This window comes from Catenuloplanes nepalensis (genome assembly GCF_030811575.1).
Classification (GTDB): domain Bacteria; phylum Actinomycetota; class Actinomycetes; order Mycobacteriales; family Micromonosporaceae; genus Catenuloplanes; species Catenuloplanes nepalensis.
Genome location: NZ_JAUSRA010000001.1, coordinates 7,991,804 through 8,014,630 on the forward strand (window position 1 = coordinate 7,991,804; position 22,827 = coordinate 8,014,630).

The 22,827-nt window shown below is 70.8% G+C and carries 20 protein-coding genes and 1 tRNA gene; 9 read left to right on the plus strand and 12 right to left on the minus strand.

The window, feature by feature from the left end; genetic code table 11:
- Positions 1-37: 37 nt before the first annotated feature.
- Genes J2S43_RS34615 through J2S43_RS34625 form a run of 3 tightly spaced genes read right to left on the minus strand, consistent with a single transcriptional unit; the run spans position 38 to position 2,819 of the window.
- A complete protein-coding gene (locus J2S43_RS34615) occupies positions 38-1,504 on the minus strand; it encodes a PP2C family protein-serine/threonine phosphatase (protein WP_306836348.1) in 1,467 nt (488 codons plus the stop codon).
- A complete protein-coding gene (locus J2S43_RS34620; protein WP_306836350.1) occupies positions 1,501-1,986 on the minus strand; it encodes an FHA domain-containing protein FhaB/FipA in 486 nt (161 codons plus the stop codon). Before J2S43_RS34620 ends, J2S43_RS34615 begins: the two co-directional genes overlap by 4 nt.
- A gap of 5 nt (positions 1,987-1,991) precedes the next feature.
- Positions 1,992-2,819 carry an FHA domain-containing protein gene (locus J2S43_RS34625; RefSeq protein WP_306839655.1) on the minus strand — a complete coding sequence of 276 codons (828 nt, stop codon included), beginning with the start codon at positions 2,817-2,819 and terminating at the stop codon, positions 1,992-1,994.
- 288 nt (positions 2,820-3,107) lie between these two features.
- Here J2S43_RS34625 and J2S43_RS34630 point away from each other — a divergent pair.
- From J2S43_RS34630 to J2S43_RS34650, 5 genes are all read left to right on the plus strand, one after another.
- A tRNA-Leu gene (locus J2S43_RS34630) sits at positions 3,108-3,190 on the plus strand.
- A 447-nt stretch (positions 3,191-3,637) separates the two neighbouring features.
- Positions 3,638-4,717: an NAD-dependent epimerase/dehydratase family protein gene (locus J2S43_RS34635; RefSeq protein ID WP_306836352.1), complete on the plus strand. Its 1,080-nt coding sequence runs from the start codon at positions 3,638-3,640 to the stop codon at positions 4,715-4,717.
- Positions 4,714-5,520: a WecB/TagA/CpsF family glycosyltransferase gene (locus J2S43_RS34640; protein ID WP_306836354.1), complete on the plus strand. Its 807-nt coding sequence runs from the start codon at positions 4,714-4,716 to the stop codon at positions 5,518-5,520. The genes J2S43_RS34635 and J2S43_RS34640 overlap by 4 nt, the downstream gene beginning before the upstream one ends.
- 67 nt (positions 5,521-5,587) lie before the next feature.
- The gene (locus tag J2S43_RS34645) at positions 5,588-6,964 is read left to right on the plus strand and encodes a hypothetical protein (RefSeq protein ID WP_306836355.1); all 1,377 of its coding nucleotides are present in this window, start codon (positions 5,588-5,590) and stop codon (positions 6,962-6,964) included.
- Entirely contained in the window at positions 6,961-7,722 is a 762-nt protein-coding gene (locus J2S43_RS34650) for a 3-ketoacyl-ACP reductase (RefSeq protein ID WP_306836357.1), read from the plus strand. Before J2S43_RS34645 ends, J2S43_RS34650 begins: the two co-directional genes overlap by 4 nt.
- A gap of 698 nt (positions 7,723-8,420) precedes the next feature.
- Here the strand turns inward: J2S43_RS34650 and J2S43_RS34655 are convergent.
- A complete protein-coding gene (locus J2S43_RS34655) occupies positions 8,421-8,654 on the minus strand; it encodes a hypothetical protein (RefSeq protein WP_306836360.1) in 234 nt (77 codons plus the stop codon).
- Between the two features lie 340 nt (positions 8,655-8,994).
- On the opposite strand from J2S43_RS34655, the gene J2S43_RS34660 reads away from it, so the two are divergent.
- Entirely contained in the window at positions 8,995-9,612 is a 618-nt protein-coding gene (locus J2S43_RS34660; RefSeq protein ID WP_306836362.1) for a hypothetical protein, read from the plus strand.
- Positions 9,613-10,841: 1,229 nt separating this feature from the next.
- Here the strand turns inward: J2S43_RS34660 and J2S43_RS34665 are convergent.
- The 3 genes from J2S43_RS34665 to J2S43_RS34675 all read right to left on the minus strand — a co-directional run bounded on the left by J2S43_RS34665 (position 10,842) and on the right by J2S43_RS34675 (position 12,475).
- Complete coding sequence (locus J2S43_RS34665) at positions 10,842-11,255, minus strand: hypothetical protein (RefSeq protein ID WP_306836364.1); 414 nt, start codon at positions 11,253-11,255, stop codon at positions 10,842-10,844.
- Positions 11,256-11,411: 156 nt separating this feature from the next.
- Positions 11,412-11,630, minus strand: a complete 219-nt coding sequence (locus J2S43_RS34670; RefSeq protein ID WP_306836366.1) for a DUF397 domain-containing protein — start codon at positions 11,628-11,630, stop codon at positions 11,412-11,414.
- Positions 11,600-12,475 (minus strand): helix-turn-helix domain-containing protein, encoded by an 876-nt coding sequence (locus tag J2S43_RS34675; RefSeq protein WP_306836369.1) that lies wholly within the window; start codon positions 12,473-12,475, stop codon positions 11,600-11,602. The genes J2S43_RS34670 and J2S43_RS34675 overlap by 31 nt, the downstream gene beginning before the upstream one ends.
- Before the next feature lie 422 nt (positions 12,476-12,897).
- Here J2S43_RS34675 and J2S43_RS34680 point away from each other — a divergent pair, with 422 nt between their 5' ends.
- Positions 12,898-13,191 carry a hypothetical protein gene (locus tag J2S43_RS34680; RefSeq protein ID WP_306836371.1) on the plus strand — a complete coding sequence of 98 codons (294 nt, stop codon included), beginning with the start codon at positions 12,898-12,900 and terminating at the stop codon, positions 13,189-13,191.
- A 5-nt stretch (positions 13,192-13,196) separates the two neighbouring features.
- Here the strand turns inward: J2S43_RS34680 and J2S43_RS34685 are convergent, their stop codons facing one another.
- Positions 13,197-14,273, minus strand: a complete 1,077-nt coding sequence (locus J2S43_RS34685; RefSeq protein ID WP_306836374.1) for a PASTA domain-containing protein — start codon at positions 14,271-14,273, stop codon at positions 13,197-13,199.
- Positions 14,274-14,411: 138 nt separating this feature from the next.
- Here J2S43_RS34685 and J2S43_RS34690 point away from each other — a divergent pair, with 138 nt between their 5' ends.
- Positions 14,412-15,746, plus strand: coding sequence for a hypothetical protein (locus J2S43_RS34690; protein ID WP_306836377.1), 1,335 nt, complete (start codon positions 14,412-14,414; stop codon positions 15,744-15,746).
- A 54-nt stretch (positions 15,747-15,800) separates the two neighbouring features.
- Here the strand turns inward: J2S43_RS34690 and J2S43_RS34695 are convergent, their stop codons facing one another.
- Together J2S43_RS34695 and J2S43_RS34700 are read right to left on the minus strand one after the other, a co-directional pair.
- Positions 15,801-17,273: a glutamate-cysteine ligase family protein gene (locus tag J2S43_RS34695; protein ID WP_306836379.1), complete on the minus strand. Its 1,473-nt coding sequence runs from the start codon at positions 17,271-17,273 to the stop codon at positions 15,801-15,803.
- Positions 17,274-17,584: 311 nt separating this feature from the next.
- Positions 17,585-18,157 carry a YceI family protein gene (locus J2S43_RS34700; protein ID WP_306836381.1) on the minus strand — a complete coding sequence of 191 codons (573 nt, stop codon included), beginning with the start codon at positions 18,155-18,157 and terminating at the stop codon, positions 17,585-17,587.
- A 100-nt stretch (positions 18,158-18,257) separates the two neighbouring features.
- Here J2S43_RS34700 and J2S43_RS34705 point away from each other — a divergent pair, with 100 nt between their 5' ends.
- Entirely contained in the window at positions 18,258-18,749 is a 492-nt protein-coding gene (locus J2S43_RS34705; protein ID WP_306836383.1) for a MarR family winged helix-turn-helix transcriptional regulator, read from the plus strand.
- 303 nt (positions 18,750-19,052) lie between these two features.
- On the opposite strand, the gene J2S43_RS34710 is transcribed toward J2S43_RS34705, so the two are convergent.
- Together J2S43_RS34710 and J2S43_RS34715 are read right to left on the minus strand one after the other, a co-directional pair.
- The gene (locus J2S43_RS34710; protein ID WP_306836385.1) at positions 19,053-21,521 is read right to left on the minus strand and encodes an ATP-binding protein; all 2,469 of its coding nucleotides are present in this window, start codon (positions 21,519-21,521) and stop codon (positions 19,053-19,055) included.
- A 164-nt stretch (positions 21,522-21,685) separates the two neighbouring features.
- Positions 21,686-22,825, minus strand: a complete 1,140-nt coding sequence (locus J2S43_RS34715; protein ID WP_306836387.1) for an acyl-CoA dehydrogenase family protein — start codon at positions 22,823-22,825, stop codon at positions 21,686-21,688.
- Positions 22,826-22,827 lie beyond the last annotated feature (2 nt).

Consider the following 22,827-nt stretch of genomic DNA (forward strand, 5'->3'; position numbering starts at 1 on the left):
GCTGTCACGGTTCTTCCCTGCGGTCGGTGGTGCCGGCTCAGCCGGCCGGCCGGCAACTCGCCGGGTCGGCGACCGGCGGCACGTCAGGCGCGGGCGTCGCGGCGGCGGACGAGGTCTGCGGCGCGCTCGGCGAGGGTGAGCCGGTCGCGCTGGTGGACGATCCGGAGGGCGCGGGAGCGCTGCCGGACGGGGTCGCCGTGGGCGAGGGGGGTGCCGCGGACGGCGTCGGGGACGGGGTCACCGCCACCGGGGGCGCGGTCTCGCAGGCCGGCTTCAGGTTCGGGTTCGACGGCGTGTCCGTGGTCAGCTCGTCGAGCCGCCGCTCCGCGTCCGTCCGGTCGTTGGCGACGATCCCCTTCTTGACCCGCTCCTGCGCGACGACGGTGAGGTCGTCGAGCGTCGCGGCCTCGCTGGTCTCCTGCACGCTGGACAGCGCGAAGCCGGCTATCTCCCCGGGCACGCCCTGGAAGACCGCGAGCCGGCCGTCGGCGGTGGCACCCACGTAGTACTGCGACTGCGTGTACTGCCAGCCGCCCCAGACGCCGCCGGCCAGCACCGCGAGCAGCGCGACCGAGAGCACGGCGGTGCGCACCGGGTGCCGGCGCGGTCTCTCCGCGGTCTCCTCGGCGGGCGTCGACTCCGAGCCGTTCTCCGAGTCCGGCGACGCCGAACGCGGCGGGTTCAGCGCGGAGGCACGCGCGGCGGGCGTGGACGTGTCGGTGACGGCGCCGAGACCCCGGTCGCCGGCGGCCGCGCCGCCGACCATCGGAGCGAGCTCGACGATGTCGCCGTCGGTGGCGTCCGCGATCACGACCGTGATGTTGTCCGGGCCGCCGCCGCGGAGCGCGAGCTGGACCAGCCGCTCGACGCACTGCTGCGGGTCGACGTACTCCCGGAGCGTGTCCGCGATGGTCTCCGCGCTGACCACGGCGGAGAGCCCGTCCGAGCAGATCAGGTAGCGATCGCCGGGCAGCACCTGACGAACGCTGTATTCCGGGTCGATGTCCCGGCCGTCGAGCGCGCGGGTGAGCAGCGAACGCTGGGGGTGGCTGCCGGCCTCCTCGGGGCTGATCCGCCCCTCGTCGACGAGCATCTGAACGTACGTGTCGTCCTTGGTGATCTGGGAGAACTCGCCGTCGCGCAGAAGGTAGGCACGGGAGTCACCGATGTGCACCATGCCGAACTTCGTGCCCGAGAAGAGGGCGGCGGTGAGCGTGGTGCCCATGCCCTCCATCTGCGGGTTCGCGTCGACGGTGTCACGAAGCTGCTGGTTCGCTGTTTCGACGGCGTTCCGCAGAGCGTCGACCAGGGCGCTGCCGGGAACGTCCTCGTCCAGCGGGGCCATCGCACCGATCACGATGTTGCTGGCGACGTCTCCGGCGGCCATGCCGCCCATGCCGTCGGCCACGGCGAGGAGCCGCGGCCCGGCATAGACGGAATCCTGGTTGCCGTCTCGAATCAGACCGCGGTCACTGCGTGCCGCGTAGCGCAGGGTCAGAGTCATGGCCGCAACTCGAGAGAAGTGCGCCCGATCTTGATCGGAACGCCCAGGGGGACGGGGGTAGGTCCAGTGACCTTAGCGCGGTCCAGGTATGTCCCGTTGGTCGAGCCCATGTCCTCAAGGAACCATTGGCCGTCTCGGGGCATCAGGCGCGCGTGACGTGCGGACGCGAAATCGTCCGTGATCACCAGCGTGGAGTCCTCGGCACGACCGATAGTGATCGGCGCTTCACCCAAAGTGATGCGCGTGCCGGCCAGCTGACCGGCGGTGACCACCATCTGCCGCGCCGCGCGGCCACGCTTGACCTTCGCCGCGGGACGCGCCTGGTTGAGGGCCGCACCCACCCCCCGTGGCGCGGCCACCAGACGACTGGACCGCGCGCCGGCGAAAAGGTCTCGCCGGATCACGCCGACCACCGTGAACACGAAGATCCACAGAAGGACGATCAGGCCTATCCGGGCGACAGTGAGGACGAGCTCTGGCAAGGCGCCTAACCGTCCACGCGGAAGGTCAGAGTGGTCGTCCCGAGCTGGATCATGTCGCCGGGATTCAACGCGACCGCGGAGACCCGCTGCCCGTTGACCATCGTCCCGTTCGTCGATCCGAGATCGGTCAGCACCACCTGACTGCCATCGAAGTCCAGCCGCGCGTGCCGGCGGGAGATGCCGACGTCCGGCAGACGCAGGTTCGCCTGGTCGCCACGGCCGATCACGGTCGAGCCGATCTGCAGCGGGTAGGTGCGGCCGTCACCCGACACGAGGCGGATGTTGCGCCCACCCGGGGCACCGCCACCGTGCGGCGGGTAGCCGCCCTGGTCGTAACCGCCGCCCTGGTCGTAACCACCCTGCTGGCCGTAGCCACCCTGGTCGTAACCGCCGCCGCCCTGGTCGTAGCCGCCCTGCATCGGGGCGACCTCGCCACCGGTGTAGACCTCGGCCGTGACCCGGAACATGCCAGTGTCCAGGCCGTCACCGCGCTCGATCTCGACGATCACGTCGCCGTAGACGGTCCAGGCCTGCTCACCGATGAACTCGGCCTGGGACTGCGCCAGCTCCTGCGCGAGGGCAGCAGCATACGGCGCCAGACGACTGTGGTCGTACGGCGAGAGGTCGATCACGTAGCGGTTCGGGACCAGAGTGCGCCCGCCGGCCAGGATAGCCTTGTGCGCCTCAGCCTCTCGTTGCATGGCGTTGAGGATCTCCACGGGGTGGACGACCCCCTTGAAGACCTTTGCGAAGGCCCCTTCGACAAGGCCTTCCAATCGCTTCTCGAAGCGTTGCAGCACGCTCACCGGCTCCTCCTCGGGTTCCGAGGACATGATGGTATCCGGCCGCCGCTCACGCAGCTCGCGTGGCAAACGACCGCTGGTTGCCAGTCTTCATACAGGGACTGGTGGGTGCCGTGCTACTCTTCCGAGGCATCACGGGCGGAAAGCTGCTCACAGCAACGGTTTCGTGATGCGAGCCTTGGACAGCGTAGTCTGTTCGGGCACCTCACAAGAACAACGCAGCGGAGTTGTTATCGATGCTGCAGGTGATCTTGAGAGACCGGGAACCCCCCGAAGCCGAGGCTTCCGAGCCTATGTTCTAGGGTAGTTCTCAGCCACGGGGATGTGGCGGAATGGCAGACGCGCACGGTTCAGGTCCGTGTGTCCGAAAGGACGTGGGGGTTCAACTCCCCCCATCCCCACGAGAGTCCAGGCCCTCTGTGTTCGCGGAAAGCGCGAACCGGGGGCCTCTCGTCATTCTGCCCCGGGGCCGAGCCCCGGGTGCCCCACGTTCCGGATTTCTTGCGATCCGGCGTGGCCTTGCCCGGGTGCCCCACGTTCCGGGTCTCTTGCGATCGGCGTGGCCTTGCCCGGGTGCCCCACGTTCCGGATTTCTTGCGATCCGGCGTGGCCTTGCCCGGGTGCCCCGCATTCCGGAAATCTTGCGATCGGCGTGGCCTTGCCGGGTGCCCCGCGTTCCGGGTTTCTTGCGATCGGCGTGGCTTTGAAGACCCGAACAATCAAGACCGCCTCCACGGTACGGGTGGAGTGTGCCGCTTTAGGTATGTTTTTTGGGGTTGCGTTGTGGTTTGCGAGTCGTTGGAGTCCGTGAAAGGTACGGCCGCGGCTTGCGAACGTGGGGTGTTCTGGTGGGTGTTGCGCTGGTGACCGGGGCTGGAGGGCTCATCGGGTCGGAGGCGGTGCGGCACTTCGCGGGGCTGGGGCTGGATGTCGTCGGGGTCGACAACGACATGCGGGGGCAGTTCTTCGGGCGCGAGGCGTCCACCGCGTGGAACACCCGGCGGCTGGTGCGGGATCTCGGATCGCGGTATACGCACTTTGACCTGGATATTCGTGATCGAGAAGGACTGTCGTCGGTCTTCAAGAAGTTCGGGTCGGACATCTCGGTTGTGATCCACACCGCAGCGCAGCCGTCGCATGACTGGGCGGTGCGGGATCCGTTTACGGACTTCGATGTCAATGCGGTCGGGACATTGAACGTGCTGCAGAACGTGCGAGAGCACTGCGAAGAGGCCGCGTTCATTCACTGTTCGACGAACAAGGTCTACGGGGATGGGGTCAACCGGCTGCCGTTCGAGGAGCTGGAGACCCGGTTCGAGCTGGCTCGGGAGCATCCGTTCGCCGGCGGCATCCCCGAGTCGATGTCCATAGACCAGGTGCTGCACTCGGTGTTCGGGGCGTCCAAGGTGGCGGCGGACGTGATGGTGCAGGAGTACGGGCGGTACTTCGGGATGCGGACGGCGGTGTTCCGCGGAGGAACCCTGACCGGGCCTGCGCATTCGGCCACTGAGCTGCACGGATATCTGGCTTACTTGATGCGGTGCAACATGGAGCAGCGCATCTACAAGATCTTCGGGTACAAGGGAAAAATGGTTCGTGACTCTATTCACAGTCACGACGTACTGACGGCCTTCGAGGCGTTCTTTCGCGCGCCTCGATGCGCCGCTGTGTACAACCTGGGTGGCGGCCGGCGGTCGAACAGCTCGCACCTGGAGGCGTTCGCGCTGGCTGAGTCGATCACGGGGCTGCCGATGCGGACGGAGTACGTGCCGGAACACCGGGTGGGTGACCACCGGTGGTGGATCGGGTCCAACGCGGCGTTCGAGCGCGACTACCCGGCCTGGCGCCAGGTCTACGACGTGCCGATGATCCTGCGGGAGATCTACGAGGCGAACGCGGACAAGTGGGTCCCGGGGTTCGTCTCATGATCGCGCAGGGCAAGCGCAACGTGCTCGGCGTGCTGGTGGACGTGGTCGACTACGAGTCCGCGGTCGACCAGATCATCGAGGCGGCGCAACGGCGGCGGCCGTTCGCGCTGACCGCGCTCGCGGTGCACGGCGTGATGACCGGCGTGCTGGACCCGGCGCACAACGCCCGCCTCAACGGCTTCGACCTGGTCACGCCGGACGGGCAGCCGGTGCGCTGGGCACTCAACCTGCTGCACCGGGCCGGGCTGGCGGACCGCGTCTACGGGCCGGAGCTGACGCTGCGCGTGCTGGCCCGGTGCGCGGCCGAGAACCTGCCCGTTTACCTCTACGGCTCCACCGAGGACACGCTGGCCCTACTCGTACCGGCGCTGGCACGGTTGTTCCCCGGCATCCGGATCGCGGGCGTGGAGTCGTCGAAGTTCCGGCCGGTCGAGGCGGGCGAGGACGAGGAGATCGCGGCACGGATCACGGCGTCCGGCGCGCGACTCGTCCTGGTCGGGCTGGGCTGCCCCCGGCAGGAGGTGTTCACCTACGCGATGCGGCCGCTGCTGGACATGCCGCTGCTCGCGGTGGGCGCCGCCTTCGACTACCACGCCGGCCTGCTGCGCAACCCGCCCGTGTGGATGCAGCGCGTCGGCCTGGAGTGGTTCTGGCGGCTCGGCCTGGAACCGCGGCGGCTGTGGCGGCGCTACATCGTGCTGAATCCGGCCTACCTGGCCCGGCTCGGCGCGCAGAAGACCCGGCTGTGGGACGCACGCCCGCCGGAGCCGGCCAACGAACGCCCGCCCACGTTCTCCATCTAGGGGTTTTCTTCAGGCAAGCGCTTTCCTATGCTGTGGCAGCACGCCACACCGACGGAAGGGCGCCGCCATGAAGATCGACGACGGGCTCAGCCCGGCAGACCTGCTACCCGCGATCGCGCGGCTCTGGGAGGCCTCGGCCGCGAAGATCGAGTCGATCGAGCAGACCTGCCCGCCCGGCTCCCCCTCGCCGGTCTTCACGGTCGCCGGGCGGTACACGGCCCGCGGCTGGACCGAGTGGACCCAGGGATTTCAGTACGGCTCCGCGATCCTGCAGTTCGACGCGACCGGCGACGAACGGTTCCTGACCATCGGCCGGGACGCCACCGTGAACGTGATGGCCGGGCACGTCAGCCACATCGGCGTGCACGACCACGGCTTCAACAACGTCAGCACGTACGGCAACCTCTGGCGGCTGGCCGGCGAGGGCCGGATCGGCGCGGAGGACCGGAACTTCCACGAGCTGGCCCTGAAGATCACCGGTGCGGTGCAGGCGGCCCGCTGGCAGAGCACGCAGGACGGTACCGGCTACATCTACTCGTTCAACGGCCCGCAGTCGCTGTTCGTGGACACCATCCGGTCCTGCCGTGCACTGGCCGTGTCGCACCTGCTCGGGCACGCGCTGATGGGCGAGCACGACGAGCGGATCTCACTGCTCGGCCGCATCGTCGAGCACGCGCGCAACACCGCCCGGTTCAACATCTGGTACGGGACCGGTCGCGACTTCTACGACGTCCGCGGGCGCACCGCGCACGAGTCGCTGTTCAACGTGAACGACGGCCATTACCGCGCGCCGAGCTCGCAGCAGGGCTACTCCCCGTTCAGCACCTGGACGCGCGGCCTGGCCTGGGCGATGCTCGGCTACCCGGAGCAGCTGGAGTTCCTGGACACGGTCGCGGACGACGAGCTGGAGGCGTTCGGCGGGCGGGCGGAGATCACCGCGATGATGCTCGACGCGGCCACCGCGACCTGCGACTTCTACCTGGAGCACACCCCGGCCGACGGCATTCCGTACTGGGACACCGGCGCACCCGGCCTGGCCCACCTCGGCGACTACCTGGGACGGCCGGCCGACCCGTACAACGCACACGAGCCGGTCGACTCGTCCGCGGCCGCGATCGGCGCGCAGGGCCTGCTCCGCCTCGGCCGGTACCTGACCGCGAACGGGCGCGCGGAGGACGGCCGGAAGTACTGGCAGGCCGGGCTCACCGTGGCGAACACGCTGTTCGCGGAGCCCTACCTCTCCACCGACCCGGCGCACCAGGGCCTGATCCTGCACTCGGTCTACCACCGCCCGAACGGCTGGGACCACGTGGCGGACGGGCAGCGCGTACCGAACGGCGAGTCCAGCATGTGGGGCGACTACCACGCCCGTGAGCTGGCGCTCTACCTCCAGCGCGTCGCCCGCGACGAGCCTTACTACACATTCTTCGGGGGTACGCGATGATCGCGCTCGTCACCGGCGGCTCCCGCGGCATCGGCCGTGGCATCGTCCTCTCCCTGGCCGGCGCCGGTTACGACGTGGTGGTCAACTACGCCGGCAACGTCGACGCCGCGAAGGAGGTCGCCGCGGAGGTCGAGGCGCTCGGCCGGCGCGCGCTGACCGTCCAGGCCGACGTCTCCGTGGCCGCGGACCGGGAGCGGCTGCTGGCCGAGACCTACGCCGCGTTCGGCCGGCTGGATCTGCTGGTCAGCAACGCTGGCGTGGCGCCGAAGGTGCGAGCGGACATCCTGGAGGCGGACGAGGAGTCGTTCGACCGGGTGCTCGGCATCAACCTCAAGGGGCCGTACTTCCTGATCCAGTCCACCGCCAACCGCATGATCGCGCAGCCGGAGGGTGAGACCCGACCGAAAATCGTGATCATCTCGTCGAACAGCGCCTACACCGCGAGCGTGAACCGTGGCGACTACTGCGTCTCCAAGGCGGGCCTGGCGATGACCACGCAGCTCTTCGCGGCGCGGCTGGCCGAGCACGGCATCAACGTCTACGAGATCCGGCCCGGCATCATCGCCACGGACATGACCGGCGCGGTCACCGAGAAGTACGACGACCTGATCTTCAACAAGGGCATCCAGCCGATCCGCCGCTGGGGCCGCCCGGACGACGTGGGCCGCGCGGTCGTCGCGGTCGCCACCGACCTGCTGCCGCACAGCACCGGCGAGGTGATCAACGTGGACGGCGGCTTCCACATGAAAACCCTCTGAACCGTGATCGGGGCGTCTCTCCTGCTGTCCCAACAGCAGGAGAGACGCCCGATCACAGAGCTCGGCGCGCTGCGGGCGACCGATGACGTGCGGAACTTGGCGCGCTGCGGGGCGGCTGGTGGCGCATGGAGCTTAGGCGCGTGGCGCGTGGCGCGTGGCGCGTGGCGCGTGGCGCGTGGCGCGTGGCGCGTGGCGCGTGGCGCGTGGCGCGGCGCGTGGCGCGTGGCGCGTGGCGCGTGGCGCGTGGCGCGTGGCGCGTGGCGCGTGGCGCGTGGCGCGTGGCGCGTGGCGCGTGGCGCGTGGCGCGTGGCGCGTGGCGCGTGGCGCGTGGCGCGTGGCGCGTGGCGCGTGGCGCGTGGCGCGTGGCGCGTGGCGCGTGGCGCGTGGCGCGTGGCGCGTGGCGCGTGGCGCGTGGCGCGTGGCGCGTGGCGCGTGGCGCGTGGCGCGTGGCGCGTGGCGCGTGGCGCGTGGCGCGTGGCGCGTGGCGCGTGGCGCGTGGCGCGTGGCGCGTGGCGCGTGGCGCGTGGCGCGTGGCGCGTGGCGCGTGGCGCGTGGCGCGTGGCGCGTGGCGCGTGGCGCGTGGCGCGTGGCGCGTGGACCTTGGGCGCTGCGAGGCGGCTGGTGGCGCATGGAGCTTGGGCGCGCTGCGGGCGGCTGGTAGCGCGTGGAGGTCGGGCGGCGGCGCGCGGAGAGCGGCGCTAGGGGCAGCCGGTGGGGTGGCGGATGGCGGCGGGGATCGCGGACAGCCGCACCAGCACCTGACGTGGGTCGCGCGGGTTGCCGGAGTCGTCGAGGCGCACGCCGCGCACGTAGAGCCACAGGCCGTCCGGCAGGCGCTGGACGTGCATCACGTCGTCGACCAGCAGCACGAGGTCGCCCGCGCCGAACTTGTAATCCGTATCGGCGAGGGCCAGCACGTCGCCGCGGTTCACCACGGCACCTGGCTCCACATTGACAAGACTGCCCCCGCCGGACCTGGAAATGCAACTCCCAGTTTCCTGGGTGTTGCATGGCCGGCGGCGGAAGACGGGGTCCCGGGCACAATGAGGTACGCGGGACCCCGGCCGACCCTCCCCAGGCCGGTCCATGCCACGCCACGAGGCGCGAAACCTGCCCCGGCAGGCTATGGCGCCGTACCCCTCAGCCACCAGATCCGAAATAACCGGATTTTTGGTACTGAAAGCCACGTGACCCCCTACGGGTGGTGGACCCGGGCCTGGCCAGGGCACTCCCCCGATTCGCCGGGTGTCGATGTGGGTAACGCTGAAGGGCATGACCGAAGCCGTGCATCTCGGGGCCATGCTCGCTCTCGCCGCCGTCTGGCTCACCGCCGGCGTCCTGGCGGACGGGCTGCCCGACGCGCCGTCCGCACGCGCGCTGCGGCAGCGCTCCGGCTCGGTACTCGCGCTCGTCACCGGCGGCCTCGCCGTCCTGGTCGCGCTGGCGCTGATCCCGGCCCCGGAATGGTCACCGGCGACGCCCGGCACGATCGACCCGCGCCTGCTGTCGTTGCTGCTTCCGCTGGTCCCGGCCGTGTTCGCGGCCGGCTTCACGCTGCGCCGCGTGGCCCGGATCCGGACCGCCACGTCCGCGTTCACCTCGGCGCCGGGCGTGCCGCTGCCGCCCGCGCTGCGCGCCGGCGCCGCACACCCGCTGCTCGCGATCCCGCTGCAGGCCACGGCCCTGGCCGCCGCCCTGTCCGCCACCGTCTCCGGCACGCTCGCCACCGGCTGGCTCGACCCGGCCGGCTCCGGCGCGATCGGCGTGATCGTGACCGGCCTCGCGCTCGCCACGCTCGCCCTCGCGATCCGCCACGCGCTGCGCCACAGCCGTCTCGCCGAGACCGCGATCACAATCCGCCGCGCCTCCGCCGCCGCCCTCACCCGCTGACCGGCCACACCGGACCCCACGGCCACCCCGGCCCCCTGCGAAGCGATGCCCACGACGCACCGCCACACGTCACGACCGCGCGGGCCCGTGCCCACGACGCACCGCCGCATGTCACAGCCGCGCGGGCGGCCCAACGAACGCACCCCGCACGTCGTGACCGTGCGAGGCGGTGCCCACGACGCACTCCCGCACGTTCACGACCGCGCGGGCTGATGCCCACTACGCGCTGCCATACCTCGCGGCCGTGCGGGGGCGACGCCAACGATGCGCTGCGGCACGTTGGGCCGTGCACGGCCCAACGTGCTCAGGCTGGATCTTCACGAGATGCCTGACGTCGCCGGCTCCGGCCGCCGCCCGACATCTCCCCACATAACGGAGGTGGCGTGCCGACCGACGAGGCCGGGTGATCATTGAGTGATACACAGGTGCGACTTATCCGCGAAGTCGATCTACCTGGTGTATCGCTCAATGATCCACAAGGCTTCCGACGGGACGGCCGCGGCAGCGACGACCCGGTTCGGGCCGGCAGACCGGGTCGGGCAGGGGCTACGCGGGACCCAGGCGCCGGAAGGCGCCGCGCGGCTCGCGATCGAACGCGAAGTCGCGTGGCTCTTCGGTAACCAGCGGCGGCACCGGCTCCGATGCGGCGACCGGAGCGGCGGCGGAGGCCGCCGCGAGCGTTTGCCCGCGGGAGCGACTCCGTTGCCCATTCGGCATCGGAAACCGCGAGCCCGGCCGGAGACCGGAAGCATCAGCCCGAAATTTCAGATTATTTCCCCCATAGCTCGGACAGCGTCGAGCGGAAGTCGGCGTGGTGGTCGTGCTGTCGCGACCACTCATGCCCGAAGGATCATTGACGCGAGCCGCCGCCGAATGGGCAACGGAGTCGGGAGCAAACGGGCCGCACCACGCCGGAAGCGGGAAGAGCAAGCCCCTGAGCTGCCCCGCCCGGCCCACAGCTCGCGGCTGCGGAATCACCACGATGGAGGTCAGCAGCGGTTCAGCTCATCGGCCGCCGGAAGCGGAAAATCAAGCCCCTGAACTGCCCAGCCCCGGCCCGGCCCACAGCTCGCGGCTGTGGAATAACCACCCGGGACGTCAGCAGCGGTTCAGCTCATCGGCCGCCGGAAGCGGAAGATCAAGCCCTTGAACTGCCCAGCCCCGGCCTGGCCCACAGCTCGCGGCTGTGGAATGACCACCCTGGAAATCAGCGGCGGGTCAGTGGTGGGTCAGCGGCGGTCGAGAGCGCTCTGGGTGTAGATCAGTTCCAGGATGGCGCGGGTGGCCTCGAACCAGCGGTCCAGCCAGCCGGGCTCGGGGAGGGAACCCCGCGGGGGCAGTTCGAGGAGCAGGCCACGGAGCAGTGGGTGGTCCGCGAGCGGGCCCGGGTCGGAGGTGTCCGGCCAGCCGGTGGTCGGGTACACCGGCTCTTCCAGGCCGGCCAGCGCCAGCGACGGCAGCCGGGGGCTGTGGTCGATGGACGGCTCGTCGAGCGCGCCGGAGCGCGGGCTCAGTTCCACGTCGGGGCCGACCTCGCCGGAGAGGACCCGGTCGCGCTGGATCGGGCGGTAGCCGTTGAGGTGACCGGCGAACCGGTCCTGCGTCGCCGATCCGCCGCCGAGGTTGTCGGGTCCAATGCTCACTGCTCTCGCCTGCCTAGCTCGCTTCAACTCGGCCCGGCGCATCACCGGGTTCATGAGTGCAACGAAGGTCCTGGCGATCCGGCCACGGCGAATATGTCTGTTTTGCGGGGATCCGGTGGGCCGGACGGCAGCGTACGGCCCACCGGACGTCTGCCCCTACAGGTGGAACTCGCCGTTCTTGGTGCCGGCGAGGAACGCGGACCAGCCGTTCGGCGCGAGGATCAGCGCCGGTCCGTTCGGGTCCTTCGAGTCACGAATCGCGATCGCCGGCGTGACGAAAGCGATCTCCACACAGTTGTCACAGTTGGGGCCGCTGCGAGAACTCTTGCGCCACGTCGCGCCGGTCAGGTCAGGTCCCGCTGTCTCCACTCCCACAATGGCTCCTTCGCCAGGTCCGCTAAAAGGGATACGGACTCCTCCGGTCGGAGGGCCGCGGCGCGGATGTGATCGAAGATGAAGACGTACTTTCGCAACTCGTCCGCCTTCTCCAGGAACAGCCCACCGGTCGCGTTCTCCGCGTAGACGACGTCGGTGTCGGTGGGCTCGGGGAAGTCGAGAATTGTGAACGTTCCGTCCATGCCGGCATGCGCGCCCGCCGAGAACGGCAGGACCTGCAACGTCACGTTCGGCAGCTCGGCGGTCACGACCAAATGGTGAATCTGGGCTCGCATGATCGCATCGCCGCCGACCGGCCGGCTGACTACCGCTTCATCGAGCACCATCCACAGGTCGATCGGGTCGTCCTGCATCAGCAACGATTGACGCTCCATTCGGACACGGACTCTTCTCTCCACCTCATCGGCGGAGATGTCCGGCCGGGCGGACCGAATCATCGCCCGTGCGTACTCCTCCGTCTGGAGGAGACCGGGAACAACCTGCTGTTCGTACGCCCGGACCGAGTTCGCCTCCGCCTCCAGACCGACGTATGCGCCGGTCAGGACGGTGCTGTAGGGGTGCCACCAGCCCTTCTGCCGCGCCTCGCGGGAGATCTGGACCAGTTCGGCGGACTCGTCGCCGTCAATGCCGTAAATCTCCAGCATCGCGCGGACATCCCGCGGCGTCGCACTGGTGTGCCCGGTCTCGATTCGTGAGACCTTGGAGGTCGAGCAGTGCAGACGGTCGGCCACCGCCTCGATGGTCACACCGGCTTCTTCACGGTGTTTGCGCAGCTCGGCACCGAGGCGGCGGCGCCGGACCGTGGGGCTTCGGCGCTGGGTCACCGCTACCTCCGGCTTGGGGGTGGACCGGCCGGATCAACCCGACCAGAAAGATCGAACTTGCGCTCGCTATCGGCAGGACATTCAGTCTGACGGGTGTCACGGAAGCCCATCAACCGGACCGGCACCCGGTAGGCGGGCGCCAACGTGCAACTTGCATTGACTAGGCTCGTGATGCAATCTGTGTGTATGGCGTGGGTCACTCAAAGTTCCCAGTCTGTCCGTTCAAGTAGGGACGAAGTCCGACATGCCGGGCGGGAAGGTGGACCACATACGCCGCGCCACTGAGCACCGGCCTACCCTCACGCCGGTTCGATAACAATTCGCAGCCAGCGAAACAGGTGACCGAAACGCCATTCGTGGGCGCACCACGCGTGCCACGGGACAAGACCCGACGCAGCGAAACCGCGTAGCAAGGAGTCGATGTGTTGCCCCGGTCCGGCGATATCCTCTGCGTGACCCGTTCGGCGAGCGTTCAGTTCGTCGAGCCGCTCTACTTCCGGGTGATCCGAGTCCATGACTGGCCGACCTACGACGGCTGGGTCTGGCTGGACGGATACGAGCTCAACGTGGGCGGCGACGCCGTCGAGCGCCGTTCGATCTTCGTGCAGGTGGACGGCCTGCGCCAGATCAACGCCTCACCGGAGGCGAGGGCCGGCGCCGCCGCACCGCGACGACCGGGTCTCTCGACCTCGGCCGTCGCGGTCCGCAGTCGCTGATCGGGTCAGCCGTTCGGCCCCGGCTCGGTGGTGGGGCCGCCGGTCGGCTCCGCGGGCGCGGTGGGCTCCGGCGCACGGGCCACGGTGAGCGTGATCTTCGTGCCCTTCGGCACCACGGCACCGCCCGGCGGATCCGAGTCGATCACGGTGTTCGGGTCGAAGTCGTCCGTGGTCTGGTAGACCAGGGCGAACGGCAGGCCGAGCCCGGCCAGCTCCTGCTGCGCCTCCTGCATCGTGTAACCGGTCATCCGCGGCACCTCCACCTCGGCGGCCCGGGTCGGGCTCGGCGCCGCGGTGGTCTCCTCCGGAGTCGGCTCCTCGGACGCCTCTTCGGACGGCTCCGCACTGGTCCGCTCCGCGGTCGGCGTCGCGGCGGTGGTCACGCTCGGGGTCGGCTCCGGGTCGCCGCCGCCGGCCTGCGTGCCGAAGTAGATGCCGACGCCGAGCAGCAGGATCACGAGCAGCGTGATCACGCCCCACATCACCGGCATCAGCCACTTGCGGTTCGGCTCCTCCGGCTCGCCCCAGCCGGGGTCGTTGCGGGAGAACGGGTCGGACTGGGTGAACGCCCCGGCCGGTTCGGAGGGACGCACGGACGCGCGCGCGGTCCACGGGTCCTGCCCGGCGGGGCCAGCCGGTCCGGCCGGCCCGCCCTGCACCGGGTCCATCCGCCGGGTCGCGTCGCCGCCGGGCACCGGGCGGTAGGGCGCGGTCTGATCGGGACCGCCGGGGACCGGACGATATGGCCGGGTCTGGTCGTTGCCGCCGGGACCGCCGGCGACCGGGCGGTAGGGCGCGGTCTGATCGGGGCCACCGGGAACCGGACGGTACGGCGCGGTCTGGTCGCCGCCGCGCGGCGGGCCACCCTGCTGAGGACCGCGGGGCGGGCCACCCTGCGCGGGGCCGGGCGGGCCACCCGTCGGGCGCTGCAACCGGGTCTCCTCGTTCGCGGCCCACGGGTCGGCCGGCGGGCGGGCGGACGTGTGATCGTCACCGCCCCAGTACCGCGCGTCGTCGCCGCGCCACTGCCGCGTCTCGTCGGACGGGCCCTGGTCGTCACCGGGACGCCTGCCGTCAGCCATTGCTGTCCTCTCCCCGACAGTCGCCAGTCTTTTGGCGGTCCGTCTAAACCTATCGGCCGCTTCGGCTCGGTGCGGTAACGACCCGCTCCCAGTTCGTCGCCTCGCCTCCGGTGGCCTCGGCCCGCTACTCTCCCCGGCATGGCCGTACGAGGCTGGGGTGGATCGATCGCGTCGGCAGTCGGCGTGGCCGCGGGCACCGGCGCAGCACAGTTGGGGCTCGGTTACGGGCTCGGGATCATCGCGTGGGTGCCGTCACCGGACGGCTCCGCGGAACCCGTGTGGGTGGCGAGCCTCACATGGGCCACCTGGATCGCGGCGACGTCCGTGATAGCCGGCGCCGTCTACGGCGATCGGCGCAGCGGCCCGAGTGCACTGGCCGCCGATCCCACCGCGCGCAAAGTCAGCGGAATGCTGGAGCTGGTGCTCTGGCGGATCGCGCTGTGCCTGGCCGCCGCGCTCGGCGCGGCCGTGACCGTGGCGCTGGTCGCGGTGCCGGCCCGGGAGGCCGCCCAGGACTACACGTTCGCGCCGGAGACGATCGCGGCCGGCTACACGGTGATCGGCGTGCTCGTCGGCCTGGCCGTGTCGTTCGCCGCGATCTCGTCCGCGGCGATAGCGGCCAACGTGATCATCACGACCGCCTGGCTCTGGCTGCTCGCGATCGCGGCGACGGTCGACGGCGCGATGTCCGGCCGCGGATTCGCCGGCGCGCAGCTCGGCGTCTGGCGCATCACGGACGACGGCGAGGGCTACTGGATCCGCAGTCTGTACTGGCCCGGAGCCGTGATCTCGCTGACCTCCGCGCTCGTCGCGGGCCTGGTCTCGGCGTGGTGGGGCGGGCGCCGCACCGACTCGAAGGTCGGCGTGTCGGTCTCCGGCGCGATCGGCCCGATCCTGGTCGCCGCCGCGTACTTCATGGCCGCGCCGCGCCCGGTCGGCATGGAGTCCTGGCAGGTCTCGGCATACCTGATCGCGCCGTACGCGGTGATCGCCGGCCTGCTCGGCTCCGTCATCATCGCGGCCGCCACGCCCCGACCGTCCTACGAGCGCGCGCTGCTCCCCGTCGACATCGACGACGAGGACCCGATCCCACCGGTACGCCCCGCGCTCACCGCGTCTCCGGAACCGCTCCGCCCGCCGGTCGCGGTCCCGGCCCAGCCGGCCCGCCCGCAGCAGAACCCGCCGCAGCCACCGGTACCGGGGACGCCCGAGCCTTCGTCCGGGCCGCCCAAGCTGCGCTTGAAGCCCAAGTCGGAGCGCCCCCAGCTCGGCCTGGTCGAGGAGCCGGAGCAGGAGCCGGCCTCGAAGCCCCGTCCGAAGCGCCCCTCCGCACCGGACAAAACCACCGACAAGCCCACCGACAAGCCCGCCGAGCCGGTCACCGAGCAGCATCCCAAGCCCACCGGCCGCGCCCGCGCCTCGGTCAAGCCCAAGCCCGGCCCTCCGCCCCCGTCCAACCCCGCTCCCAGATAACGGGCCGCGAGGGCTCGGCGTTGTCGACGCGCCGAAGGAGCGGAGCGACGACCATCAACACTTCCAGAGGTGTACGGGTTCGTTGGTGCGCTGGAGCTCGGTGTAGGCGAGGACCATCTCGTGGAGGGCCTGCTCGCGGCTGCGGCCCCGGCGCTCCGCGTCCGCGACCCGGGCGGTCTGCCAGCCGGCCCCGGTCTGGCCGGTCCGGCAGCGTCCCTCGATCACGCCGAGCAGCCGGTCCCGCTCGCCCGGATCGACGCCGAAGCGGTCCAGCCCGTCGTACGCCATCGGCAGCAGCGTGTCCAGGATCAGCTTGTCCGCCTGCGTCTCGCCGGCGGACGGCCAGTTGATGTACGCGTCCAGCCCGTGCCGCGCCGCCCGGTGGAAGTTCTCCTCTGCCGAGCTGAACGTCAGCTGTGACCAGATCGGCCGGTCCGACTCGGCCAGCGCGCGGACCAGCCCGAAGTAGAACGCGGCGTTGGCCAGGATGTCGACCACGGTCGGCCCGGCCGGCAGCACGCGGTTCTCCACGCGCAGGTGCGGCCGGCCGTTCATGATGTCGTAGACCGGCCGGTTCCACCGGTAGACGGTGCCGTTGTGCAGCCGCAGCTCGCCGAGGTTCGGCACGCCGCCGTCGTGCAGCACCGCGACCGGGTCCTCCTCGTCGAGGATCGGCAGCAGCGGCGGGAAGTACCGCACGTTCTCCTCGAACAGGTCGAAGATCGAGGTGATCCAGCGCTCGCCGAACCACACCCTCGGCCGTACCCCCTGGGCTCGAAGCTCGTCCGGCCTGGTGTCGGTGGCCTGCTCGAAGAGCGCGATCCGGGTCTCCGCCCACACCCGGCGGCCGTAGAGGAACGGCGAGTTCGCACCGACCGCGACCTGGGCCGCGGCAATGGCCTGGGCGGCGTTCCAGTACGCGGCGAACGTGTCCGGCGCGACCTGGAGGTGGAACTGGACGCTGGTGCAGGCACCTTCGGCCGCGATCGAGTCGACGTAGGACCGGACCCGCTCGGTGCCGCGGATGTCCAGGTCCAGCGCCTCGCCGCGGGCGGCCATGATCTGGTCGTTGAGCGCGTGGTACCGCGGGTTCGCGGAGAGGTTCTCGACGACCGTGTGCCGCTCGGTGAGCGTGGGCAGCACGCCGACCATCACGATCCGTGAGTCGGACTTGCCGGCCCGGTCCTCCGCGCGGTCCAGACTGTGGCGCAGCGCGTGCTCGTAGTCGGCGAAGCCGGTGCCGGCGATGAGCCGGGGCGACGCGTTGAGCTCCAGGTTGAACCGGGCCAGCTCGGTCTGGAACAGCGGATCGTCCATGGTCGCGAGCACTTCGGCGTTGCACATCGCGGGCTCGGCCTCGGCGTCGATCAGGTTGAGCTCGATCTCGAGCCCGGTGGTCGGGCGCTCGGCGTCGAACGCGAAGTCGTCCAGCATCAGCGCGAAGACATCGAGGCACCGGCGCACCTTCCGCCGGTATTGGACCCTGTCTTCCCTGGTGAAGGCGGCTGAGGTGACGTCCTTGCCCATCTGTCCTCCCGGCGCACGGCAGTGAGCTTTTTCGACCTGGCGCCCCGGACCGTGGAGCGTTGCGATGCCGTCCGGCCACACAGGCCAGGTTGGAAATGGCTCATTGACGGATCTATGTGGGTGAGCGACGCAGCTCAGACAGACAAGAACACTCGCAACGCCCCGTAAGCATTCCGAGACGCTCCGTCCACCATGCCACAAGGGAACGGGTCACCTCTAGTGCCGGATAGATCACTTCCCGCGCCGATGGGATTCCCAAACACAGCAAAACCCCCGGCCGTACGGGCGGCCGGGGGTTGCTTTTGCGGAGCTCAGGCGCGGCGGATGGCCTCTGCCTCAATCTCGATCTTGACCTTCTTGCCGACGAGCACGCCGCCGGTCTCCAGGTTCTGGTTCCAGGTGATGCCGAACTCCTCGCGGTCGATCTCGGTCGTCGCGGAGAAGCCGATGACCTCCTGACCCCACGGCGACTTGTTGACGCCCTCGAACTCGACGTCCAGCTCGACGCGGCGGGTGACGTCCTTGATCGTCAGGTCGCCGTGCAGCTTGAACTCGTTACCGCTGATCTCGGCCAGGCCGGTGCTGCGGAACGTGAGGTGCGGGTGCTTCTCGACGTCCAGGAAGTCGCCGCTCTTGAGGTGACCGTCGCGGTCGCCCTGGTTGGTGTCGATGCTCGCGGCGTCGATGTCGGCGGTGACCGAGGACTCCAGCGGGTCCTCGGCGATCGTGACCACGCCGGTGACGGTCTTGAACTGACCGCGGACCTTGCTCACCACGAGGTGCTTGGCGACGAACCCGACACGCGAGTGAGCAGGGTCGATGTCGTACACACCGGCGGCCGGGATGGAGACGCCGTTGTAGTCGCGAACGTTGAGGTCACTCATTGGAAGGTCTCCCAAAAACAAGATCTGCGGTCAGGACGTCTGACTAAGCAACTATATGCGGCTCAGTATTCCGCGTGTCAAGCTTTGCTAAGGTCGAGCGGTGACCCCGAACCTGTTCGACGACCCGCGCATCACCGCGATCGGCTTGTTCACCGAGGTGCACTCGGGTCTGATCAACCGGTTCGCCGCCCAGTTCGACCAGCACAACGTCTCCACCGTCGAGTTCGAGGTGCTGATGCGCCTCGCCCGATCGCCCGGCCGGGAGCTGCGGATGAGCGACCTGGCGTCCCAGACCTCGCTCTCCACCAGCGGCGTCACCCGGGTGGTCGACCGGATGGAGCGCTCCGGCCTGCTCTGCCGCCGCGCCTGCCCCACCGACCGTCGCAGTTCCTACGCCGTGATCACCGAGGCCGGGCTGGCCCGGCTCGACGAGACGCTCCCCGGCCACCTCGCGCTGATCGAGGAGTTCTTCACCGGCCTGCTCGACGCCGGCCGGCTGAAGGATCTGCTGAGCACACTGCGCGTTATCCGGGACGCGGCGAATCCCGGGGCGATGGTGGGCACTACGGACACTTCCCACTCCGGAGAGTAATCATTTCCTCGTGATCCCGACCGGTAACCGGCAGAACAGGCGGCAGAAGAGGCCGACTCAAGCGGCATTGCCGTCCAAACGGACAAAAACCCTCAGGTGATCGGTTAGATTTCCCGCGCACGGGGACGCACACCGGGGGGTGTTCACGCACGGAGGTCGGGGGGCCTCTGCGGGGTTTCCGTTGCGTCGCGCGTGCACGGGGGTGCGCGCCTCCGGCGCCGGCCGCTCACCAGCGACCGGCGCCGGGTTCTTTTCAGGCGTTCGGGTCGGTTGAAGCTCGGTGAGACTGTGGTTGAAGCTCGGTCAGCCCGCCCCGCTGCGCTCCCGCTCACCCGGCAGCAGCGTGATGCCGCCGAGCTTGCAGACCTCGGCCAGCCGGGCCAGGACGGACGCCCGCTGCTGCGGGTCCTCCATGCTCGCCGCCAGCCCGACCAGTGCCTCCGCCACGTCACGCAGGTCGTGCCCGCCCGCGTGCGAGTCCGCCGCCACCGTGAACCACTCCGCGGCCAGCTCCCGCTCGCCGCGGCCGGACGCCAGGTAGGCCTCGATCATCGCGATCTGCCCCTCGGTCACGGCCGGCCGCCGCTCGTCCGGGTCGTCCGGAACGCCGGCCGGTTCGCGCAGCTCGGCCAGGATCCGGCCGGCCGTCTCCGCGTCGCCGGCCTGTGCGGCCGCGATCCCGATCGTGCCGAGCAGCCGCCGCCGGTGACCGGGGTCGCCATGCCGTTCCAGCACCTCGACGGCGCGGCGGCCGAGTGACTGCGCCTCCGCGAACCGGCCGCCGAGCCGGTTCACCTCGGCCAGGTTCGCCATCGCGAGCGCGCGCAGCCGGTCGTCGCCCTGCTGCGCGGCCAGCCGGTCCACCGCGGCCAGCCGGCGCCGGGCCGCGCGCAGGTCACCGCTCCGGATCTCGTGCCAGGTCAGGTTGTTCTGCGCGACCGTGATGTCGCGCGGGCGGTCCAGCCGGGTGGCGAGCGTAAGCGCGGCCTCGCCGTGGCGGCGGGCCTCGTCGTAACCCCCGTTGGTCATCCAGAGCGCGCAGAGCAGATTGCGGGCCGCGAGCTCGCCGGCCACCTCACCGCGACGCTGGAACTCGGTCAGCGCACCGGTCACGGCCGGCAGCTCTTCCGCGCCGGCGCCGTGCTCGAGCGCGAGCCGGCCCAGCCCGATCTGGGCCCACGCCCGAACCCGGGAGTCGGCGTCCTCGGTCCGCGGGTCCGCCAGCAGGCGACGCAGCCAGTGCCGGCCGACCACGTCCCGGCCGCGGAACCGCCACCATCGCGGCAGCGCGGCCGCGATGCGCAGTGCGGTGTGCGGGTCGTCGTTCGCCGCGTGGGCCAACGCGGCCCACAGGTCGCCGGACACCTCGTCCAGCCGGTTCACGCCGCCGGTCAGGTCGTGCCCGGCCAGCTGCGGCGCGGTGCGTTCGGCGAGCCGGGCGAGCACGGCCGCGTGCCGGGTGCGGATCGCGGACGCCTCGCCGCGCGCGACCGCTCGCTCCTCGGCCAGGTCGCGGACCACGTCGACCAGCCGGAACCGGAACGGCCCGGCGCCGCGCACGCCGAGCAGACCCAGCTCCAGCAGCCGGTCCAGCAGCGGCAGCGGGTCGACCGGCTCGGCGTCGTCGTCGGACAGGATCGCCGCGGCCAGGCGCACCGACCAGCGGTTGCGGAACGCCGCGAGCCGGCGCAGGCCCGCGCGCTCGCCCGGTTCCAGCAGCCGGTAGCTGGCCGCGGCCGCGTCGCGCAGCGTGACGTCCACGGACGGGCGGCTGCCGGGCCTGCCGGACAGGTCGAGCACGCGGTCGCCGTACCGCTGGAGGATCTCGTCGATGTCGAGCAGCCGGCCCCGCGCGGCGGCCAGTTCCAGCGCGAGCGGCAGCCCGCCGAGCCGGCGCAGCAGCGGGCCGAGCGCGACCGCCTCCTCGTCCGTGATCGGGTCGCGGCGCACCTGGCGGAGCCGGGCCAGGAACAGCGCGGCCGCGGGGTAGGCCGCGATCTCGTCCGGCCGGGCGGGCGCGTCCGCGGGCGGCGTCTCCAGCGGGCCGACCGGCCAGACGTGCTCGCCGGGCAGGCCGATCGGGTGCCGGCCGGTGGCCAGCACGCGCAGGTTCGGCCCGGACTCGATCAGCCAGTGCAACGCCTCCGCGACCGCGTCCGGCGCCCGCTCCACGCCGTCGATCATCACGAAGGTCCACTCGCCACGCAGCCGGGCGCGCAGGTCGGCCGCGCGCGCCACGCCGAGCACCGCGGCCAGCTGGGCCAGGACGTCGCTGCCGCTGGACAGCTCCGTGATCACGGTGCCGGCCGTGCCGCCGGGATGGTCGGCGGCGATCCGCTCCGCCACCGCGAGGCCGAGGCTGGTCTTGCCGACGCCGGCCAGGCCGACCAGCGTCACCACGCCGGGCGGGCCGGACGAGGTGAGCAGCTCCGCCACGTCCGCGACCTCGGTGTCCCGGCCGATCAGCTCGACCGGCGGCGGCAGCCCGTTGCGCGGCGGCACCGGCTGCCCGGGTACCGGCAGCCGGCCGCGGGCGGCCGCGAGGAACTCGGCGCGCTCCCGGCCGGAAAGGGCGAGCGCGGTGGCGATCAGCTCGACCGTGGTGCGCTGCGGCCGGGATGCCCGGCCGCGCTCCAGGTCACGCACCGTGCGCACGCCGATGCCAGCCGCCGAGGCGAGGTCGGCCTGAGTCATGCCCGCGGTGGCCCGTCGCGCCCGCAGCAGGTCGGCAAAGCCGGTTCCACGCTGGTCAGAGCCATGATCCACGGTCATGGCGGAAGACTACGGGCGGGTATCACACGCGGGAAGTCGATCGTCGGCGGGCCGACCGGCACACTGCCGATAACCGACAGTAGACCTCGCACCCTCCCCAGAGATCGAGGCGTCATTCATATCGCTAGAACGACATGAATGACGCCTCGGTCTCCCGATGACGGTCAGATGGCGAGGTCGCGGGCGATGATCATGCGCTGGATCTCGGAGGTGCCCTCGCCGATCTCCAGGATTTTGGCGTCACGCCAGAATCGGGCCACCGGCGTCTCGTTGATGAAGCCGTATCCACCGTGGATCTGCGTGGCCTCGCGCGCGTTGGTCACGGCGCACTCGCTGGCGTGCAGCTTGGCGATCGCGGCCGCTCGCTTGAAGTCCGCACCGGAGCCGAGCCGCACGGCCGCGTCGTGGTAGGCGAGGCGGGAGGTGTGCGCCCGTACCTCCATGTCGGAGATCTTGAACTTGATCGCCTGGAAGTCGCCGATCGCGTGGCCGAACGCGTGCCGCGCGCGTGCGTAGGCCAGCGACTCGTCGACGCAGCCCTGGGACAGGCCGGTGGCCAGCGCCGCGATCGCGATCCGGCCCTCGTCGAGGATGCGCAGGAACTGCGCGAAGCCGCGACCACGCGGTCCGAGCAGGTTGCCCGCGGGCACCCGCACGTCCTCGAAGATCAGCTCGTGGGTGTCCGATGCGCACCAGCCGACCTTGGAGTAACCGGGCAGCACCGTGAAGCCGGGCGTGCCGCTCGGCACGATGATCGTGGAGATCTCCTTGGATCCGTCCGGGTTCGTGCCGGTCACCGCGGTGACCGTGACCAGCGACGTGATGTCCGTGCCCGAGTTGGTGATGAAGCACTTCGCGCCGTTGATCACCCACTCGTCGCCGTCCAGCACCGCGCGCGTGACGGTGCCGCCCGCGTCCGAGCCCGCGCCCGGCTCGGTCAGCCCGAACGCGGCCAGCCGCTCGCCGCTGACCAGGTCCGGCAGCCAGCGCGCGCGCTGCTCGTCGGTGCCGAACCGGTGGATCGGCATGGCGCCGAGCGAGATCGCGGCCTCCAGTGTGATCGCCACGCTGGAGTCGACCCGGGCCAGCTCCTCCAGCGTCAGGCAGAGCGCCAGGTAGTCGCCGCCCATGCCGCCCGCCTCCTCCGGGAACGGCAGGCCGAACAGGCCCATCGCGCCCATCCGGCGGACGATCTCGTACGGGAACGCGTGCTTCTCGTAGAACTCGCCGATCACCGGCGCGACCACCTCGCGGGCGAAGTCGCGCACGCTCGCGCGCAGCGCCTCGTGTTCCTCGCTGAGCATGC

What these genes read in the sequence shown, in the direction of transcription:
- J2S43_RS34645 (WP_306836355.1), top strand. Translation starts at nt 5,588, where the DNA reads ATGAAGATCGACGACGGGCTCAGCCCGGCAGACCTGCTACCCGCGATC.
- J2S43_RS34690 (WP_306836377.1), top strand. Translation starts at nt 14,412, where the DNA reads ATGGCCGTACGAGGCTGGGGTGGATCGATCGCGTCGGCAGTCGGCGTG.
- J2S43_RS34625 (WP_306839655.1), bottom strand. Translation starts at nt 2,819, where the DNA reads ATGTCCTCGGAACCCGAGGAGGAGCCGGTGAGCGTGCTGCAACGCTTC.
- J2S43_RS34710 (WP_306836385.1), bottom strand. Translation starts at nt 21,521, where the DNA reads ATGACCGTGGATCATGGCTCTGACCAGCGTGGAACCGGCTTTGCCGAC.
- J2S43_RS34700 (WP_306836381.1), bottom strand. Translation starts at nt 18,157, where the DNA reads ATGAGTGACCTCAACGTTCGCGACTACAACGGCGTCTCCATCCCGGCC.
- J2S43_RS34685 (WP_306836374.1), bottom strand. Translation starts at nt 14,273, where the DNA reads ATGGCTGACGGCAGGCGTCCCGGTGACGACCAGGGCCCGTCCGACGAG.
- J2S43_RS34650 (WP_306836357.1), top strand. Translation starts at nt 6,961, where the DNA reads ATGATCGCGCTCGTCACCGGCGGCTCCCGCGGCATCGGCCGTGGCATC.
- J2S43_RS34640 (WP_306836354.1), top strand. Translation starts at nt 4,714, where the DNA reads ATGATCGCGCAGGGCAAGCGCAACGTGCTCGGCGTGCTGGTGGACGTG.
- J2S43_RS34615 (WP_306836348.1), bottom strand. Translation starts at nt 1,504, where the DNA reads ATGACTCTGACCCTGCGCTACGCGGCACGCAGTGACCGCGGTCTGATT.
- J2S43_RS34660 (WP_306836362.1), top strand. Translation starts at nt 8,995, where the DNA reads ATGACCGAAGCCGTGCATCTCGGGGCCATGCTCGCTCTCGCCGCCGTC.
- J2S43_RS34695 (WP_306836379.1), bottom strand. Translation starts at nt 17,273, where the DNA reads ATGGGCAAGGACGTCACCTCAGCCGCCTTCACCAGGGAAGACAGGGTC.
- J2S43_RS34715 (WP_306836387.1), bottom strand. Translation starts at nt 22,825, where the DNA reads ATGCTCAGCGAGGAACACGAGGCGCTGCGCGCGAGCGTGCGCGACTTC.